This window comes from Streptomyces sp. NPDC051561, assembly GCF_044454195.1.
Classification (GTDB): domain Bacteria; phylum Actinomycetota; class Actinomycetes; order Streptomycetales; family Streptomycetaceae; genus Streptomyces.
This window is the reverse complement of record NZ_JBITDM010000003.1, coordinates 140,257-156,950: the sequence shown is the minus strand read 5'-3', so window position 1 is coordinate 156,950 and position 16,694 is coordinate 140,257. Positions and strand designations below refer to the sequence as shown.

Sequence of the window (16,694 nt, the reverse complement as noted above, 5' to 3'; positions counted from 1 at the left end):
CCGACAGTAGCTGTCCGGATTGAGCGACATGCTCGTTCGTACGGGACGAGGCCCTCCACGCCTCCCCGTACGAAGGAGCACACCATGAGCGACAAGAGCCAATCGAGCGACCTGACCGGCCGGATCGCCCTGGTCGCGGGAGCCACCCGCGGCGCGGGCCGCACCATCGCCGTACAGCTCGGTGCGAGGGGTGCGACGGTGTACGTCACCGGCCGCACCACCCGTACCGCCCTCAGCGAGGTCGGGCGCAGCACCGAAACCATCGAGGAGACGGCCGAGCTCGTCACGGCGGCCGGCGGCGAGGGCATCGCCGTCCCCACCGATCATCTGGAGCCCGAGCAGGTCCGCGCCCTGGTCGGCCGGATCGACCGGGAGCGCGGCCGGCTCGACGTCCTGGTGAACGACATCTGGGGCGGCGAGCACCTGGTCGAGTTCGGCAAGAAGATGTGGGAGACCGGGCTGGACCACGGCCTGCGGATGCTGGAGCTCGGCGTCAAGAGCCACATCATCACCAGTAGTTGTGCCCTGCCCCTGCTGACGCGGAGTGAGGGCGGCCTGGTCATCGAGATCACCGACGGCACCGCCGAGACGAACCGCGGATTCCGCGAGAACTTCTACTACGACCTCGCCAAGAACGCCCCGATCCGGATGGCCTTCAACCTCGCGCACGACCTCAAGAGCGTCGGCGGCACGGCGGTCTCGGTCACCCCCGGATTCCTGCGCTCCGAGCAGATGCTGGATCACTTCGGCGTCACCGAGGCGAACTGGCGCGACGCCATCGCCAAGGAGCCGCCGTTCGCGATCGCCGAGTCGCCGGTGTACGTCGGCCGGGGCATCGCCGCCCTGGCGGCCGACCCGGACCGGGCCCGGTGGACCGGGCAGTCGCTGTCCAGCTCCCTGCTGGCGAAGGAGTACGGGGTCACCGACGCGGACGGTTCGCAGCCGGACGCCTGGGGCTACCTCTCGCGGTACATGGCGGGGGAGACGGTGTCGGCGGACGACTACCGCTGAGGGCGCAGCACGGGAGGGCTACCGGTGAGGCACCTACTGCCGAGGCCGCTCGCCGGGAGGGGGATAGAGCTCCGCCGTCCGGCGGGCGGTGTCCGCGATCAACTCCCGCAGTTCCAGAGGTTCCAGGACCTCCGCCTCCGCACCCAGCCCCAGCAGCTGGGTGTACGCGACCTCCACCGACTCCATCGGCACACTCACTGTCACCCGGCCGTCCGGATCCGGTGCCCCAGCAGCCTCCAGGGCCTCGCGGGAGGCGGCCTGGTCGGCCACCCGGGGCAGCGTCCGCACCCCCGCCGGGGTCAGCCGCAGCACCACCCGCATCCGCAGGATCGACCGGAGGAAATCGGCCGCCCGCTCCTCCCAGAAGCCGGGAAGGTCGAACTCCTCGTCCCGCACGAAGGATTCATCGGTGACCGTCACCGCCGAGAAGCGGTCCAGCCGGTACACCCGTACGTCGCCGGAGTCGGCGGCCCGCGCGCAGACGTACCAGAGGCCCGTCTTGAGGACGAGACCGTACGGCTCCAGCCGCCGCTCCACCTCGCGGTCGCGCCGCGCGTAACGGGTCTCGGCGACCCGGTCGCCCCACACCGCCTCCGCCATCGCGGGCAGCAGCTGAGGGGTCTGCGGCTCCTGGTACCAGCCGGGGGCGTCCAGGTGGAAGCGCTGGGCGGCACTCGCCGAGGCGTCCCGGAGCGAGGGCAGCAGGGCCGCCGACACCTTAAGACGGGCGGCCGAGGCCACGTCCTGAAGGCCCATCTCCCGCAGCGCGCCCGGCAGTCCGGACAGGAAGAGGGCCTCCGCCTCGCTGCGGCCCAGGCCCGTCAGCCGGGTCCGGTAGCCGCCGATCAGCCGGTAACCGCCGGTCCTGCCCCGGTCGGCGTACACCGGAACACCCGCCTCCGAGAGGGCCTGGGCGTCCCGGGTGATGGTCCGCTCGGAGACCTCCAGCTCGCGCGCCAGCTCGGCGGCCGACATCACCGGCCGGGACTGGAGCAGCAGGACCATTCTGATGAGGCGGGCAGCGCGCATGCCCCCATCCTGCTACGGGGCGGGACGTACGACACGGGGCCGGTGGTGCCGCGTGCTCACTCGCACACGGCGCCACCGGCCCCGGTCAATTCAGAAGCTCCTCGGGGCACAGCCCCTGAGCCTTGAGCCCCTCAGAGCCCGTAGCGCTCCCGGGCCTCCTTGACCGCCGAAGCCGGGACCGAGCCCTTCTTCGCCAGCTGGGCCAGCGTCGCCACCACGATCGACTGGGCGTCGACACCGAAGTGACGGCGGGCCGCCTCACGGGTGTCGGAGAGGCCGAAGCCGTCCGTGCCGAGCGAGGTGTAGTCCTGCTCGACCCACTGGCTGATCTGGTCCGGAACCTGACGCATCCAGTCGCTGACCGCGACGACCGGGCCCGGCGCGTCGGCCAGCACCTTCGTCACGTACGGGGTGCGGAACTCGCCCCGCAGCGCGGCCTCGTCGGCGTCCAGCGCGTCGCGGCGCAGCTCGCCCCACGAGGTCGCGGACCAGACGTCGGCGAACACGTTCCAGTCGGCGGCCAGCAGTTCCTGGGCCTCAAGGATCCAGTGGATCGCGGTGCCGGAGGCCAGCAGCTGGGCGCGCGGGGCGTCCGGCGAGGTGGCCGCCGGGGCGTCCTTGAACTTGTAGAGGCCCTTGACGATGCCCTCCTCGACGCCCTCGGGCATCGCGGGCTGCGGCATCGGCTCGTTGTAGACCGTCAGGTAGTAGAAGACGTCTTCCGGCTTCTCGCCGTACATCCGCTTCAGACCGTCCTGGACGATCACCGCGACCTCGTAGGCGAACGCGGGGTCGTAGTTGAGCGACGCCGGGTTGGTGGCGGCGATCAGGTGCGAGTGGCCGTCCGCGTGCTGGAGACCCTCACCCGTCAGCGTCGTACGGCCGGCGGTGGCGCCCACGATGAAGCCCTTGCCGAGCTGGTCGGCGAGCTGCCACATCTGGTCGCCGGTCCGCTGCCAGCCGAACATCGAGTAGAAGATGTAGAACGGGATCATCGTCTCGCCGTGCGTGGAGTACGCGGTCGACGCGGCGATGAAGTCCGCCATGGCCCCGGCTTCGGTGATGCCCTCGTTGAGGACCTGACCGTCCTTGGCCTCCTTGTAGTACATCAGCTGGTCGCGGTCGACCGGGTCGTACGTCTGGCCGAGCGGCGAGTAGATGCCGGCGGAGGGGAACAGCGCCTCCATGCCGAAGGTGCGCGCCTCGTCGGGGACGATCGGGACCCAGCGCTTGCCGGTCTCCTTGTCCCGCATCAGGTCCTTCACCAGGCGGACGAACGCCATGGTGGTGGCCATGCCCTGCTTCGAGCCCTTCTTCAGCGCGGCGAAGGACTTCTCCTGCGGCTGGGGGAGGGGCGCGACCGGGTGCACCCGACGGGCCGGGGCCGGACCGCCGAGCGCCGCGCGACGCTCCTGGAGGTAGCGGACCTCGGCGGAGTCGACGCCCGGGTGGCCGTACGGGACGAGGCTGTCGTCCAGCTTGGCGTCCGGGATCGGAAGCTCAAGCAGGTCGCGCATCGCGCGGAACTCCTTGCCGGTGAGCTTCTTCATCTGGTGGTTGGCGTTGCGCGACTCGAAGGTCGGGCCGAGCGTGTAGCCCTTCACCGTCTGGGCGAGGATCACGGTCGGCGCGCCCTTGTGCTCGACGGCCGCCTTGTACGCCGCGTACACCTTGCGGGCCTCGTGGCCGCCGCGCGAGGTGTGGAAGCACTCGGCGATCTTGGCGTCGGTCAGGACGTCACCGAGCTGCTTGAGGGCGGGCTCGGCGCCGAAGAAGTGCTCGCGGATGTAGGCGACGTCGCGGGTGGCGTAGGTCTGGAACTGGGCGTCCGGGACCGCGCGCAGCCGGCGTACCAGCGCACCCGTGGTGTCGAGCTGGAACAGCTCGTCCCAGGCCGAGCCCCACAGCGACTTGACGACGTTCCAGCCGGCGCCGCGGAAGGCGCCTTCCAGCTCCTGCACCACGCGGAAGTTGGCACGGACCGGGCCGTCGAGGCGCTGCAGGTTGCAGTTGATGACGAAGGTCAGGTTGTCCAGACCCTCGCGGGCGGCCAGCGTGAGCGCTGCCGTCGCCTCGGGCTCGTCCATCTCGCCGTCGCCCAGGAACGCCCAGACGTGGGAGTTCGAGGTGTCCTTGATGTTGCGGTTCTCCAGGTAGCGGTTGAACCGCGCCTGGTAGATCGCGGACAGCGGGCCCAGGCCCATGGAGACCGTGGGGAACTCCCACAGCCAGGGGAGGCGGCGGGGGTGCGGGTAGGAGGGGAGGCCCTCGCCGCCCGACTCCTGCCGGAAGTTGTCGAGGTGGCTCTCGTTCAGACGGCCGTCCAGGAAGGCGCGGGCGTAGATGCCGGGGGAGGCGTGGCCCTGGATGTAGAGCTGGTCGCCGGAGCCGTCCCCCTCCTTGCCACGGAAGAAGTGGTTGAAGCCGGTCTCGTACAGCCAGGCGGCCGACGCGAAGGTGGCTATGTGGCCGCCGACGCCGAAGCGCGAACCGCGGGTCACCATGGCCGCCGCGTTCCAGCGGTTCCACGCGGTGATCCGGCTCTCCATCTCCAGGTCACCGTCGAACTCGGGCTCGGCGGAGGTGGGGATGGTGTTGACGTAGTCCGTCTCCAGCAGCTTGGGCAGCGCCAGTCCGGCGGCCTCGGCGTGATGGAGGGTGCGACGCATCAGGTATTCGGCACGGTTCGAACCGGCGGCCTTGGCGACGGCGTCGAGGGAGGCCGCCCATTCGGCGGTCTCTTCGGTGTCGCGGTCCGGGAGCTGGTCGAGCTCGCTCGGACGGTTGCGTACGGAGTCGGTCATGACGCCGCCTTCCGGTAAAGGAGGGGGTGGGGTGGAGAGGGTGGTGCGGGGGGTCTGTGTCTGGCAGGACGGGACCCGATGTGCGGACCGGATGAGGTCCGCCGTCGACTGTAAGCAACTGATCGATGATCGATCAAAGTTTGAGACCAAAAAATTCTCCCGCGCACCGAAATAGGCATCCCGTGCCACAAAAATGGGCACGAAGTGTCACTAGTAAGCGGGATGATTCGGGCAGAACGGGCGGGTGTTGCGTGGGTCTCAGAGGCGGCCGGTACGGGCCCTACGCCCGCGGTGCGCACCCCAGCACATGCGCCTTCACCAGCTCGCCGATCCGCGGATCCCGCCGCCGGAACGCGTCCACCAGTTCCTCGTGCTCCTCCGCGTAGGACTTCTGCACGGTCCCCAGCCACCGGATCGACAGCGCCGTGAACACCTCGATGCCCAGGCCCTCCCAGGTGTGCAGCAGGACCCCGTTCCCGGCCGCCCGCACCAGCTCCCGGTGGAAGCCCACCGTGTGCCGCACCTGCGCCGTCCCGTCCACCGCCCGGTCCGCCGCGTACAGCGCCACCACATGCGGCTCCAGTGCCGATACGTCGTCGGCGAGCGCGCCCGCCGCCAGCTCGGCGGCGATCTGCTCCAGCCCCGCCCGTACCGGATAGGACTCCTCCAGGTCGGCGGCGGACAGATTCCGCACCCGCACGCCCTTGTTGGGAGCCGACTCGATCAGCCGCAGCGTCTCCAGCTCCCGCAGCGCCTCGCGCACCGGCGTCTGGCTCACCTGGAGCTCGGTGGCGATCCGGCGCTCCACGATCCGCTCGCCCGGCTTCCAGCGCCCGCTGACGATCCCCTCCACGATGTGCTCGCGGATCTGTTCGCGCAGCGAGTGGACGACGGGCGGGGTCATCATGGGGTGCTCCTTCACGCATGCATGCGCGGCCGGCTGTGTCGGAGATGACGATACGGGGAGGCGGCAGGGCGCAGCGCCTCCGCTCTAGGAGTCCTTGGACACCTTTGCGGAGTTGCGGGCCACCGCGTCGTAGTGCGCCTTGAGGGAGGTGAGGGTGGCGGCGTTGTCCTGCACCGCCCGCCGCTCGTACGCGAGGTGGACGGCCTCGGAGACGCCGAGGTAGTTCACCTCGCCCCGGCAGCGGAGGTCGGCGCCGGCCGCGGCCTTCTCCCGGGAACCGGCCTTCGCGGTACGCGTCCAGGCCGGGTCCTCGGCCGCCGCGTCGAAGGTGGCGTAGCGGAAGCCCGCCGTGCGCATACAGGCCGACCAGGCGGCCGTCATCCTGGTGTACGCCGGGTCCTTCGCCCCCTGCGCCCAGGCCTCGGAACGCAGCCGCAGCAAGGTGTTCAGCGCACTGTTGCCCGGGTGTTCGGTCTTCTCGGCGGGGCTGCCCACGGCCAGCGCCCGCTCGGTGCGTCCGGCGCAGCCGCCGCGCTCCACGGCCTTGCCGTTGACCTTGCGGTCGGGGCCGGTGGCGGGAGCTCCGTCGGGGGCGGGGCGGGGGTCGGCGCCGCCCAGGACCAGGAGGCGGTCGGCCTGCCGGGGGTCGGGGGAGGAGCGCTCCGGGGGATCGGCCGCGGCGGGCACGTTGTGGAAGCCGTACGCGGCGGCTTCCGCGGGGGTACGGGGGAGCGTCGTGCCCCCGCGCAGATCGGCGAGCAGTTCCGCATCCGAATGGGCGTCGATATGCGTCGTGAAACCGAATTCCGCCATACAGGAATTCAGCAGCACGGACTCGGCCCGCTGTATCGCGGCCAATTCCCGCTCACCCGGAAGATAAGCGGCGAACGGCATTTCGGTGCTGGTCGGTCCGGCGGGAGTGGCCGCCGGGCCGACGGCCACCGGCGCTTTTGACGGTGCTTCCGGCGGCGTCTTCGTACGATCGCCGCTGCCGCCGGGTGCGGAACAGCCCGCCAGGAGCCCTGCGACCGCGGCCGCGAGGGCCGCCTTTCCGTACTGCCGCACGCGTCAGGCTTTCCCGTACACCCAGGGCCCGCAGGCGCTGAACGCACCCGTACCGGCCTCGCCGACACAGGTCTGGTAGGAGATGACGGAGTCCTCGGCGAGGTTGAAATTGAAGTCCGCGCGGTAGTTCAGCCCGCCGGTCACCCAGTTGTTGTAGACCTTGTTCCGGTACGGGACGTAGAGCCGGCCCACTGCCGAATGCCCGTCCTTGGCGAGGTCCTGCACCACATGGTGATCGCCCGTGGACTCCCACCAGGAGGCGCCGCCCGCCCCGTTGCTCCAGGCGATCCCGCCGTCGGCCGATGCGGACCCGGCCATTCCAGCCGTAAACGCACCAGCAAGCACAAAAGCACCCGTAATACCCAGGGATATGCGCTTTGCCCTGCTCATCCTGCCGGGCTGCATTCGCCGACTCCCTCCCACTACCGGAATGAATTGGATGCGACCCTAACCCGCAGCGGCCCCTCCGGAAAAATTCCGGAGGGGCCGCTGAAGTGGAGAATGTGAGTACGGAATGTACTCGGTGGCGTTACAGGCCGAGCTCGACCTCGAACTCGCCGGCCTCCAGGATCGCCTTGACCGCGGTCAGGTAACGGGCCGCGTCGGCGCCGTCCACCAGACGGTGGTCGTAGGAGAGGGCCAGGTAGGTCATGTCGCGGATCGCGATGGTCTCGCCCAGGTCCGGGTGGTTGATGACCACGGGACGCTTGACGGTGGCACCGATACCCAGAATGCCGACCTGGTTCGGCGGAACGATGACCGTGTCGAACAGCGCACCGCGCGAGCCGGTGTTGCTGATCGTGAAGGTCGCGCCGCCCAGTTCGTCCGGGGTGATCTTCGAGGCGCGGACCTTGCCGGCCAGCTCCGCGGTCTTCTTCGAGATGCCGGCGAGGTTGAGGTCGCCCGCACCCTTGATGACCGGGGTCATCAGACCCTTCTCGGAGTCCACCGCGATACCGATGTTCTCGGTGTCGAAGTAGGTGATCGTGCCCTCGTCCTCGTTGATCCGGGCGTTGACGACCGGGAAGGCCTTCAGCGCCTGGGCCGCGGCCTTGACGAAGAACGGCATCGGGGACAGCTTGACGCCCTCACGGGCGGCGAAGGAGTCCTTGGCGGCCGCACGCAGCTTCATCAGCTTGGTGATGTCCACCTCGACCACGGTGGTCAGCTGCGCCTGGCCGTGCAGGGCCTTCATCATGTTGTCGCCGATGACCTTGCGCATGCGGGTCATCTTGACCGTCTGGCCACGCAGCGGGGAGGCCTCCAGCTTGGGGGCCTTCGACGCGGCGGGGGCAGCGGCGGCGGCCGGAGCCGGGGCGGCAGCGGCGGCCTTGGCGGCCTCCGCGGCGGCGGTGACGTCCTGCTTGCGGATCCGGCCACCGACGCCGGTGCCCTTGACCTGGCCCAGGTCGACGCCGTTCTCGGCGGCGAGCTTGCGGACCAGCGGGGTCACGTACGCGCCGTCGTCACCGGAGGTCGCGGCCGGAGCCGGGGCCGGGGTGACGGGGGCGCTCTGAGCGGCCGGTGCGGCCGGAGCCGGAGCCGGTGCGGCCGGAGCCGCGGGGGCCGGTGCCGGGGCGGCAGGCGCGGCCGGTGCCGGTGCCGGTGCGGCGGCCGGAGCGGCGGCGGCCGGAGCGGGCGCCTCCTGCTTCGGGGCCTCCTGGGCGGGGGCGGCCGGAGCGGCAGCCGGGGCAGCGGCCGGAGCCGCACCCTTGGCACCGATGACGGCGAGCTTGGCGCCCACCTCGGCGCTCTCGTCCTCGGCGACGACGATCTCCAGCAGGACGCCGGAGACGGGGGCCGGGATCTCGGTGTCGACCTTGTCGGTCGAGACCTCAAGCAGCGGCTCGTCCTCGGTGACCTCCTCGCCGACCTCCTTCAGCCAACGGGTGACGGTGCCCTCGGTGACGCTCTCACCGAGCGCGGGGAGGGTGACGTCGGTGCCCTCGGCAGCAGAACCGGCGGCGGGAGCGGCCTGGGGGGCCTCCTCCTGCTTGGGGGCCTCGGCGGCGGGGGCGGCCGGGGCAGCCTCCTGGGCCGGGGCGGCCTCTTCGGCGGCCGGCGCGGCGGCGGCCTCGCCACCGCCGGTGCCGTCGTCGATGATGGCCAGCTCGGCGCCGATCTCGACGGTCTCGTCCTCGGCGACCTTGATGGAGGCCAGGATGCCCGCGGCCGGAGCCGGGATCTCGGTGTCGACCTTGTCGGTCGAGACTTCGAGCAACGGCTCGTCGGCCTCGACGCGCTCGCCCTCGGCCTTGAGCCAGCGGGTGACGGTGCCCTCGGTGACGCTCTCGCCGAGCGCCGGCAGGGTTACGGAAACCGACATGGTTTCAGTTGCTCCTATCGAAAAGTGGAAGTGGTCGTCGCGCCCAGCTGACCGACCGGGCCGGTGGTGGCCGGCCTGGCCGGTCGTAACCGACCGTATTAGTCGTGGGAGTGAAGCGGCTTGCCGGCGAGGGCCAGGTGGGCCTCTCCGAGCGCCTCGTTCTGCGTCGGGTGCGCGTGGATGAGCTGCGCGACCTCGGCGGGGAGGGCTTCCCAGTTGTAGATGAGCTGCGCTTCGCCGACCTGCTCGCCCATCCGGTCACCGACCATGTGGACGCCGACCACGGCACCGTCCTTGACCTGGACGAGCTTGATCTCGCCCGCGGTCTTCAGGATCTTGCTCTTGCCGTTGCCGGCCAGGTTGTACTTCAGGGCGACGACCTTGTCCGCACCGTAGATCTCCTTGGCCTTGGCCTCGGTGATACCGACGGAGGCGACCTCGGGGTGGCAGTACGTCACCTTCGGGACACCGTCGTAGTCGATCGGCACGGTCTTGAGACCGGCGAGTCGCTCCGCCACCAGCATGCCCTCGGCGAAGCCGACGTGCGCGAGCTGGAGGGTCGGGACGAGGTCGCCGACGGCGGAGATGGTCTCGACGTTGGTACGCATGTACTCGTCGACCAGAACGTAGCCGCGGTCCATCGCGACGCCCTGCTCCTCGTAACCGAGACCCTGCGAGACCGGGCCGCGGCCGATCGCGACCAGCAGCACCTCCGCCTCGAAGGTCTTGCCGTCGGCGAGGGTGACCTTGACGCCGTTCTCGGTGTACTCGGCGCCCTGGAAGAAGGTGCCCAGGTTGAACTTGATGCCGCGCTTGCGGAACGCGCGCTCCAGGAGCTTGGAGCTGTTCTCGTCCTCGACCGGCACGAGGTGCTTGAGGCCCTCGATGACGGTGATGTCGGAGCCGAAGGACTTCCACGCCGAGGCGAACTCGACGCCGATGACGCCGCCGCCCAGGATGATCGCCGACTCCGGTACCCGGTCCAGGGTGAGCGCGTGATCCGAGGAGAGGATGCGGTTGCCGTCGATCTCCAGGCCCGGCAGCGACTTCGGCACGGAGCCGGTCGCGAGCAGCACGTGACGGCCCTGAATGCGCCGGCCGTTCACGTCGACGGAGGTCGGGGAGGAGAGACGGCCCTCACCCTCGATGTACGTCACCTTGCGGGAGGCGACCAGGCCCTGCAAGCCCTTGTACAGGCCCGAGATGACCTCGTCCTTGTACTTGTGCACGCCCGCGATGTCGATGCCCTCGAAGGTCGCCTTCACGCCGAACTGCGCGGACTCGCGCGCCTGGTCGGCGATCTCGCCCGCGTGCAGCAGGGCCTTCGTCGGGATGCAGCCGTTGTGCAGGCAGGTGCCGCCCAGCTTGTTCTTCTCGATCAGTGCGACGTCGAGGCCCAGCTGGGCGCCGCGCAGCGCTGCGGCGTAACCGCCACTGCCACCGCCGAGGATCACTAGGTCGAAAACGGTGCTGGCGTCGTTCGCCACGTCACGTCCTCCATGCATGTGCGCCGGTCGCCGGTCATCGCGTGACCGGTCGGCGGGGGTGTACGGCCGCTTTTTGTTCGGCCCTGTGGTGGGGGCCCTGTCCTGCCGGTAAACCATCTTCGCACTTGTTCACGGATGGCGGGACGCCGGGCCGGGTTCCGGGACGGACGCTGACGCCTGCCCCGGGGGTTACCAACGCGTACGTACGTACAAATATTTCGTTACGGGCGAAAACGGACGTAACGCGTGCGTACGGCCCCGGGCCGAATGAGCCCGGGGCCGTACGGGAGAGAACTAACCGAGGTCGCCGTCGGCGGTGCGCTCCGCCAGCTTCACCAGCGTGCGGATCGAGGAGCCGGTGCCGCCCTTGGGGGTGTAACCGAACGGGGCCGCCTCGTGGAAGGCCGGGCCCGCGATGTCCAGGTGCGCCCAGGCGATGTCCTCGCCGACGAACTCCTGGAGGAACAGACCGGCCACCAGGCCGCCGCCCATCCGCTCGCCCATGTTGGCGATGTCGGCGGTCTCCGAGGCCATGCCCTTGCGGAGCTCGGCGGGAAGCGGCATCGGCCAGGACTGCTCGCCGACCTCCTCCGCGATCTCGTGAATGGCGGTGCGGAAGGACTCGTCGTTGCCCATGATCCCGAAGGTGCGGTTGCCCAGCGCCATCATCATGGCGCCGGTCAGGGTCGCCACGTCGACGATCGCGTCCGGGTTCTCCTCCGAGGCGCGGGCCAGCGCGTCGGCCAGGACCAGGCGGCCCTCGGCGTCCGTGTTGAGGACCTCGACGGTCTTGCCGGAGTACATGCGCAGCACGTCACCGGGGCGGGTGGCGGTGCCGGACGGCATGTTCTCGGCGAGCGCCAGCCAGCCGGTGACGTTCACCTTGAGGCCGAGGCGGGCGACCGCGACGACGGCGGCGAACACGGCGGCGGCGCCGGCCATGTCGCACTTCATCGTCTCGTTGTGGCCGGCCGGCTTGAGCGAGATGCCGCCCGAGTCGTAGGTGATGCCCTTGCCGATGTAGGCGAGCGACTTCTCCGCCTTGGAGTGGGTGTAGGAGATCTTCACCAGACGCGGGCCGTGCGCGGAGCCCGCGCCGACGCCGAGGATGCCGCCGTAGTTGCCCTTGACCAGGGCCTTCTCGTCGAGGATCTGGATCTTGAGGCCGTGCTCCTTGGCGGCGGCCTGGGCCACCGCGGCGAAGGACTCGGGGTAGAGGTCGTTCGGCGGGGTGTTCACCAGGTCGCGGGCCCGGTTGATCTCCTCGGCCAGCGCGATCGCACGCTCGGCCGCTGCCTTGAACGCCTTGTCGCGCGGCTTGGCGCCGAGCAGGGCGATCTCGGCGAGCGGCTGCTTGGTGTCGCCCTTGTCCTCCTGGTACGCGGTGAAGTTGTACGCACCGAGCAGCGCACCCTCGGCGATGGCCTCGGCGTCCTCGACGGATTCGACCGGGAGTGCGAAGCCGGCCTTCTTGGTGCCGGTGAGGGCGCGGGCGGCGGCGCCCGCGGCGCGGCGCAGTGTCTCGGCGGCCCAGACGTCGTCCTTCTCCGGGACCGGGCCGAGGCCCACGGCCAGGACGACCGGGGTCTTCAGGCCGGACAGGGCCGGAACCTTGGTCACCTCACCCTCGGCGCCGGTGGCACCCAGGGTCTCCAGAACGGAGGCCAGCTTTCCGTCGAACGCCTTGTCCACTGCCTCCGCGCCGGAGGTGACGACGGGGCCCTTGGGGCCCTTGGCGATACCGATGACGAGCGCGTCGGCGCGCAGCGTCGCGGCACCGGAGGTGCTGAGAGTGAGAGCAGTCACGGTGGTGAATTCTCGCTTCCTGGGTTCCTGGTGAGGGCGGGAATGTGCGCCTATCGGTCGAGACTACGCGCGTCGGGCTCCTTCGATCACGGCAGGAACAGGTTCACTCGTCAGTGGTTTCTCTCCGAGGTTTCAGGAGCGCGGAGCGTGAGCGATGCGTCACAATCGGGGGGCTTCGTGCAAAGGATCAGGGGATTGCTTTGCATGATTTACACAGATCTCCCGTACCGAATCCGCAAGGATGGCGTATAGGGAGCTTTCTAGGGGGAGGGGAGTACGGCATGCCGTACGAAAAAAACGCAGGTCAGAGCGCGTCTGGGGCGATGCGGGCAGGCAGAGCGGGGGCGGCGCTGCTGACCGCCGGACTGCTCGGCGTGGTGCTGGCACTGCCACCCACCGGCGCGATGGCCGCGGAAGTGGTTCCGCGCATCGATCTCAAGGTGCTGGTGGTCGACGACGGCGGGGAGGCCGTATCGGCCATCGCCGACGAACTCCGGGACAGCGGTGTGCCGTTCACCACCGTCAAGATCGGCGCGGCCGGACGGCCGGTGATCAACGCGGCGTTCCTCAGTGACACCGTCGACGGCAGGCCGCGTGCCAAGTTCCAGGGCGTGGTGCTGCCCAACGAGGCACCGTTCGGCGCGAACTCCGCCGAATCGGCCGCCCTCACGGCGTACGAGACGACCTTCAGGATCCCCCAGGTGGACGCCTACACCTGGGCGCACCCGGGCGTCGGCCTCGACTACACCGACCAGGAGGGCTACGCGGGCGCGATGGACGGCGTGGACGCCACCGTCACCGCCGCGGGCAGGGCGGGACCCTTCGGGTACCTCGACGGGCCGCTGAAGTTCGAGGACAACTCGCCCACTGTGATGGAGAGTTACGGGTACGCCGCCCGCCCGCGCGCCGGCTTCACCAGTTACGTCGACATGCCCACCGGCACCGGGGCCACCCGCGGCAGCCTGGTCGGCGAGTACAGCCACGACGGGCGCCGCGAACTGGTCGTCACCTTCGCCTACAACCAGTACCAGCGGCAGTTCCGGGTACTGGCGCGCGGCGTCGTCGAGTGGCTGACACAGGGCGTACACCTGGGTCAGAACCGCAACTACTTCTCCGTTCACGTCGACGACGTCTTCGCCCCCGACGCTCGCTGGGACAGCGAACTGAACTGCACCCCGGGCGACTTCGACTGCAAGGGCGGTGAGGAGAGCAGCGTGAACCCGGTCCGGATGACCGCCGCCGACGCGCAGTACGCCGCCCAGTGGCAGCGGGACAAGAACTTCAAGCTCGACATGGTCTACAACGCCGGCGCGGGCGAGGAGTGGAAGGCCGAGCACGGCAACACCGACGCGCTCACCGCGCAACTGGTGGCCGACCGGGCCCAGTACCGCTGGATCAACCACACCTACACCCACCCGTTCCTGGGCTGCACCCAGGACAACACCGTCGTGCCGTGGAAGTGCGCCACCGACACCGCGGGCAACACCCTGTGGATGAGCCGCGCCGAGATCTCCAAGCAGATCTCCGACAACCACAACTGGGCCGTCGCCAAGGGCATCACGGTCGACAAGTCGGAACTGGTCACCGGTGAGCACTCCGGGCTGAGGACCACCCCGCAGCAGACCGTCGACAACCCCAATCTGGCCCCCGCGCTCGCCGACAACGGCGTCAAGTGGCTCGCCAGTGACGCCTCCCGCGAACCGCAGCAGCGGGCCGCCGGCGCCGCGCTGACCGTGCCCCGGCACCCGATGAACGTGTACTACAACGTGGGCACCGCCGCCGAGATGACCGACGAGTACAACTGGATCTACACCGGCAGGGCCGACGGCGGCAGCGGCGCCTGCGAGGACAACCCGGCCTCCACCTGCCTGGAGGACCCGCTCGACCCGGCCACCGGCTACCCGGACTACATCGTGCCGCAGGAAGCCCGCACCGCCCTGAACCACGTCGTCGGCAACGACCCGCGCCCGCACTACGTCCACCAGTCCAACCTGGCCGAGGAGCGACTGCTCTACCCGGTGCTGGACAAGACCCTCGGCGACTACCGTGCCCTGTACGCGGACAACGCGCCCGTGGTGAACCCCACCCAGCGCGAGGTCGGCGTCGAGTTCACCCGCCGCGCCGCCTGGGACAAGGCCCTGGCCGCCGGCACGGTCACCGCGTACCGCATCGGTGACCGGGTCACCGTCAAGGCACCGGCGGGCGTGCTCGCACCGGTCACCGTCCCGGAGGGGGCGAAGAAGCTCCTGCTGCTGGGCACCCCCGCGTTCGGGACGCCCTACGCGGGAGCACGTTCGGCGTGGGACGGGCCGGCCACACTGCAGTCCGCGCTCACGCTGAAGCTGCCGGCCACTCCGTAACACCGGCAGCAGAACCACCGCAGTCGCCGGCAACTCGTCCTGGGGGGACACGAACATGAGCCGTGGGCGTCATGTCAGCATGCTTACCGAAGGCACCTACCCGCATGTCCAGGGGGGTGTCAGCACCTGGTGCGATCAACTGGTGCGGGGCATGCCCGATGTCGATTTCCATGTCGTGTCCCTCACGGGCTCCGGGCGTGAGCCCGTCACCTGGGAACTGCCCGCCAATGTCTACGCACACTCCGTCGTGCCGCTGTGGGGAGCGGCCGACACCTCCCGCAGGGCCAGGCCCAGGGGACGGGAGAAGCGCGGCTTCCTCGCCACCTACGAGCGCTTCCTGCTCTCGATCCTCGACCCGTCGGCGGGCTGCGACTTCGGCCGTGAGCTGTTCGCACTGGCCGAACTCGCCCGCGAGGGACGGCTCACCGCCGCCCTGAGCAGCGAGGAGGTGCTGCGCACCCTGACCTGGATCTGGACCATGCCGCACCTGGACACCGCCAAGGCCGGGCCCACCCTGCACGACGCACTCATAGCCACCGACCTCATCGACCACCTGCTGCGCCCGCTCGGCACCCGCCTCCCCGAGGGCTCCATCGCCCACGCGGTCAGCAGCGGCCTGGCCACCCTGCCGGCGCTCACCGCCAAGCACTTCGACGGTGCGCCCTTCCTGCTCACCGAGCACGGCATCTACCTCCGCGAGCGCTACCTCGGCTACCGCTCGGCCGCCCAGCGGTGGCCGGTCAAGGCCCTGCTCCTCGGCTTCTACCGGGAACTGAACTCGCTCGGCTACCGCGAGGCCGACCTGATCACCCCCTGCAACCAGTACAACCGCAGGTGGGAGGAGCGCGGCGGCGCCGACCCGGACCGCATCCGCACCGTGTACAACGGCGTCGACCCCCAGCTCTTCCCGCACGCCGGGCCGGAACCGGAAGTGCCCACCCTCAGCTGGGCGGGCCGGATCGACCCGATCAAGGACCTGGAAACGCTGGTACGGGCCTACGCGATCTGCCGCACCGAGATCCCGGAACTGCGGCTGCGCCTCTTCGGCGGGGTGCCCGAGGGCGGCGAACCGTACCGGACCACCCTGGAGAAGCTCGCCGCGGAACTCGGGGTGAGCGACGGCATCACCTACGAGGGGCGCGTCTCGGACGTGGCGCGGGCCTACGCCGCGGGGAGCGTCGTGATGCTGTCCAGCATCAGCGAGGGCTTCCCGTTCAGCATCATCGAGGCCATGTCCTGCGGCCGGACGACGATTTCGACCGACGTCGGCGGAGTGCGCGAGGCGGTCGGCGACACCGGCCTGGTCGTTCCGCCGCGCGAACCCGAGGCGATGGCCCGCGCCACCCTGGAACTCCTGCGCGACAACGAGCGCCGCGCCCGCCTCGGCGAGGCCTCCCGCCAGCGCGTCATCGACCAGTTCACCCTGCGCCGCTCCATCGAGGGCTTCCGCAGCATCTACGAGGAGCTCGACGGCGTCCCCGAGCCGATCGTCCACCACCTCCCCGACGAGTGGACCGTCCAACTCCGCATGCCGGACCCCTGGCGCGCCCTGACCACCGACGGCTCCTCCTGGTACGTCCCCCCCAACGACACCCCCCACCTCCCCACCCACGCCACCCGCTCTGCCTAGGCCCAACCCACCACCCCAGCCCGCTTGCGCGGCGGGGCCGGCCCCCTCCGCACCATGCCGTCGCTCCCTCGGGCGCCGGGGGCCGCGTCCCTTCCCGTGCCGTCGCTCCCTCGGGCGCCGGCGGCCGCGTCCCTTCCCCTCCCGGTAGCCCTCTTGGGCGGCGGGGCCGCCCCCCGGGGGCGGAACGGGCGGGCAAGGGGGCGGCCCCCGACGGAGTCGCAACCCCCGCCCCGGCCCACCTACGCCACCGGTAACGCCCCCCGGGCCGC

At 70.3% G+C, this 16,694-nt stretch carries 11 protein-coding genes; 3 read left to right on the top strand and 8 right to left on the bottom strand.

The window, feature by feature from the left end; genetic code table 11:
• The first annotated feature begins 84 nt into the window (after positions 1-84).
• Positions 85-1,011, top strand: coding sequence for an SDR family oxidoreductase (locus ACIA73_RS08705; RefSeq protein ID WP_399437610.1), 927 nt, complete (start codon positions 85-87; stop codon positions 1,009-1,011).
• 33 nt (positions 1,012-1,044) lie between these two features.
• Here ACIA73_RS08705 and ACIA73_RS08700 read toward each other — a convergent pair whose 3' ends face one another.
• From ACIA73_RS08700 to ACIA73_RS08665, 8 genes are all read right to left on the bottom strand, one after another.
• Positions 1,045-2,040, bottom strand: coding sequence for a helix-turn-helix transcriptional regulator (locus ACIA73_RS08700; protein WP_399437609.1), 996 nt, complete (start codon positions 2,038-2,040; stop codon positions 1,045-1,047).
• Between the two features lie 131 nt (positions 2,041-2,171).
• Positions 2,172-4,844, bottom strand: a complete 2,673-nt coding sequence (aceE, locus tag ACIA73_RS08695) for a pyruvate dehydrogenase (acetyl-transferring), homodimeric type (RefSeq protein ID WP_399437608.1) — start codon at positions 4,842-4,844, stop codon at positions 2,172-2,174.
• A 280-nt stretch (positions 4,845-5,124) separates the two neighbouring features.
• On the bottom strand, positions 5,125-5,748 hold the full coding sequence (locus ACIA73_RS08690) for a GntR family transcriptional regulator (RefSeq protein ID WP_399438030.1): 624 nt from the start codon (positions 5,746-5,748) through the stop codon (positions 5,125-5,127).
• Positions 5,749-5,835: 87 nt separating this feature from the next.
• Complete coding sequence (locus ACIA73_RS08685; protein ID WP_399437607.1) at positions 5,836-6,816, bottom strand: hypothetical protein; 981 nt, start codon at positions 6,814-6,816, stop codon at positions 5,836-5,838.
• A gap of 3 nt (positions 6,817-6,819) precedes the next feature.
• Positions 6,820-7,134, bottom strand: coding sequence for a hypothetical protein (locus ACIA73_RS08680; protein WP_399437606.1), 315 nt, complete (start codon positions 7,132-7,134; stop codon positions 6,820-6,822).
• A 211-nt stretch (positions 7,135-7,345) separates the two neighbouring features.
• On the bottom strand, positions 7,346-9,142 hold the full coding sequence (sucB, locus tag ACIA73_RS08675; protein ID WP_399437605.1) for a 2-oxoglutarate dehydrogenase, E2 component, dihydrolipoamide succinyltransferase: 1,797 nt from the start codon (positions 9,140-9,142) through the stop codon (positions 7,346-7,348).
• 98 nt (positions 9,143-9,240) lie between these two features.
• Positions 9,241-10,629 carry a dihydrolipoyl dehydrogenase gene (gene lpdA, locus ACIA73_RS08670; protein ID WP_399437604.1) on the bottom strand — a complete coding sequence of 463 codons (1,389 nt, stop codon included), beginning with the start codon at positions 10,627-10,629 and terminating at the stop codon, positions 9,241-9,243.
• 294 nt (positions 10,630-10,923) lie between these two features.
• Positions 10,924-12,435, bottom strand: coding sequence for a leucyl aminopeptidase (locus ACIA73_RS08665; RefSeq protein ID WP_399437603.1), 1,512 nt, complete (start codon positions 12,433-12,435; stop codon positions 10,924-10,926).
• A gap of 323 nt (positions 12,436-12,758) precedes the next feature.
• On the opposite strand from ACIA73_RS08665, the gene ACIA73_RS08660 reads away from it, so the two are divergent.
• Both ACIA73_RS08660 and pelF read left to right on the top strand, forming a co-directional pair.
• Positions 12,759-14,795 carry a hypothetical protein gene (locus ACIA73_RS08660; RefSeq protein ID WP_399438029.1) on the top strand — a complete coding sequence of 679 codons (2,037 nt, stop codon included), beginning with the start codon at positions 12,759-12,761 and terminating at the stop codon, positions 14,793-14,795.
• Positions 14,796-14,850: 55 nt separating this feature from the next.
• A complete protein-coding gene (pelF, locus tag ACIA73_RS08655) occupies positions 14,851-16,425 on the top strand; it encodes a GT4 family glycosyltransferase PelF (protein WP_399437602.1) in 1,575 nt (524 codons plus the stop codon).
• Positions 16,426-16,694: the final 269 nt, after the last annotated feature.

What these genes read in the sequence shown, in the direction of transcription:
- ACIA73_RS08705 (WP_399437610.1), top strand. Translation starts at nt 85, where the DNA reads ATGAGCGACAAGAGCCAATCGAGCGACCTGACCGGCCGGATCGCCCTG.
- aceE (WP_399437608.1), bottom strand. Translation starts at nt 4,844, where the DNA reads ATGACCGACTCCGTACGCAACCGTCCGAGCGAGCTCGACCAGCTCCCG.
- pelF (WP_399437602.1), top strand. Translation starts at nt 14,851, where the DNA reads ATGAGCCGTGGGCGTCATGTCAGCATGCTTACCGAAGGCACCTACCCG.
- ACIA73_RS08690 (WP_399438030.1), bottom strand. Translation starts at nt 5,748, where the DNA reads ATGACCCCGCCCGTCGTCCACTCGCTGCGCGAACAGATCCGCGAGCAC.
- ACIA73_RS08700 (WP_399437609.1), bottom strand. Translation starts at nt 2,040, where the DNA reads ATGCGCGCTGCCCGCCTCATCAGAATGGTCCTGCTGCTCCAGTCCCGG.
- ACIA73_RS08660 (WP_399438029.1), top strand. Translation starts at nt 12,759, where the DNA reads ATGCGGGCAGGCAGAGCGGGGGCGGCGCTGCTGACCGCCGGACTGCTC.
- ACIA73_RS08680 (WP_399437606.1), bottom strand. Translation starts at nt 7,134, where the DNA reads ATGGCCGGGTCCGCATCGGCCGACGGCGGGATCGCCTGGAGCAACGGG.
- sucB (WP_399437605.1), bottom strand. Translation starts at nt 9,142, where the DNA reads ATGTCGGTTTCCGTAACCCTGCCGGCGCTCGGCGAGAGCGTCACCGAG.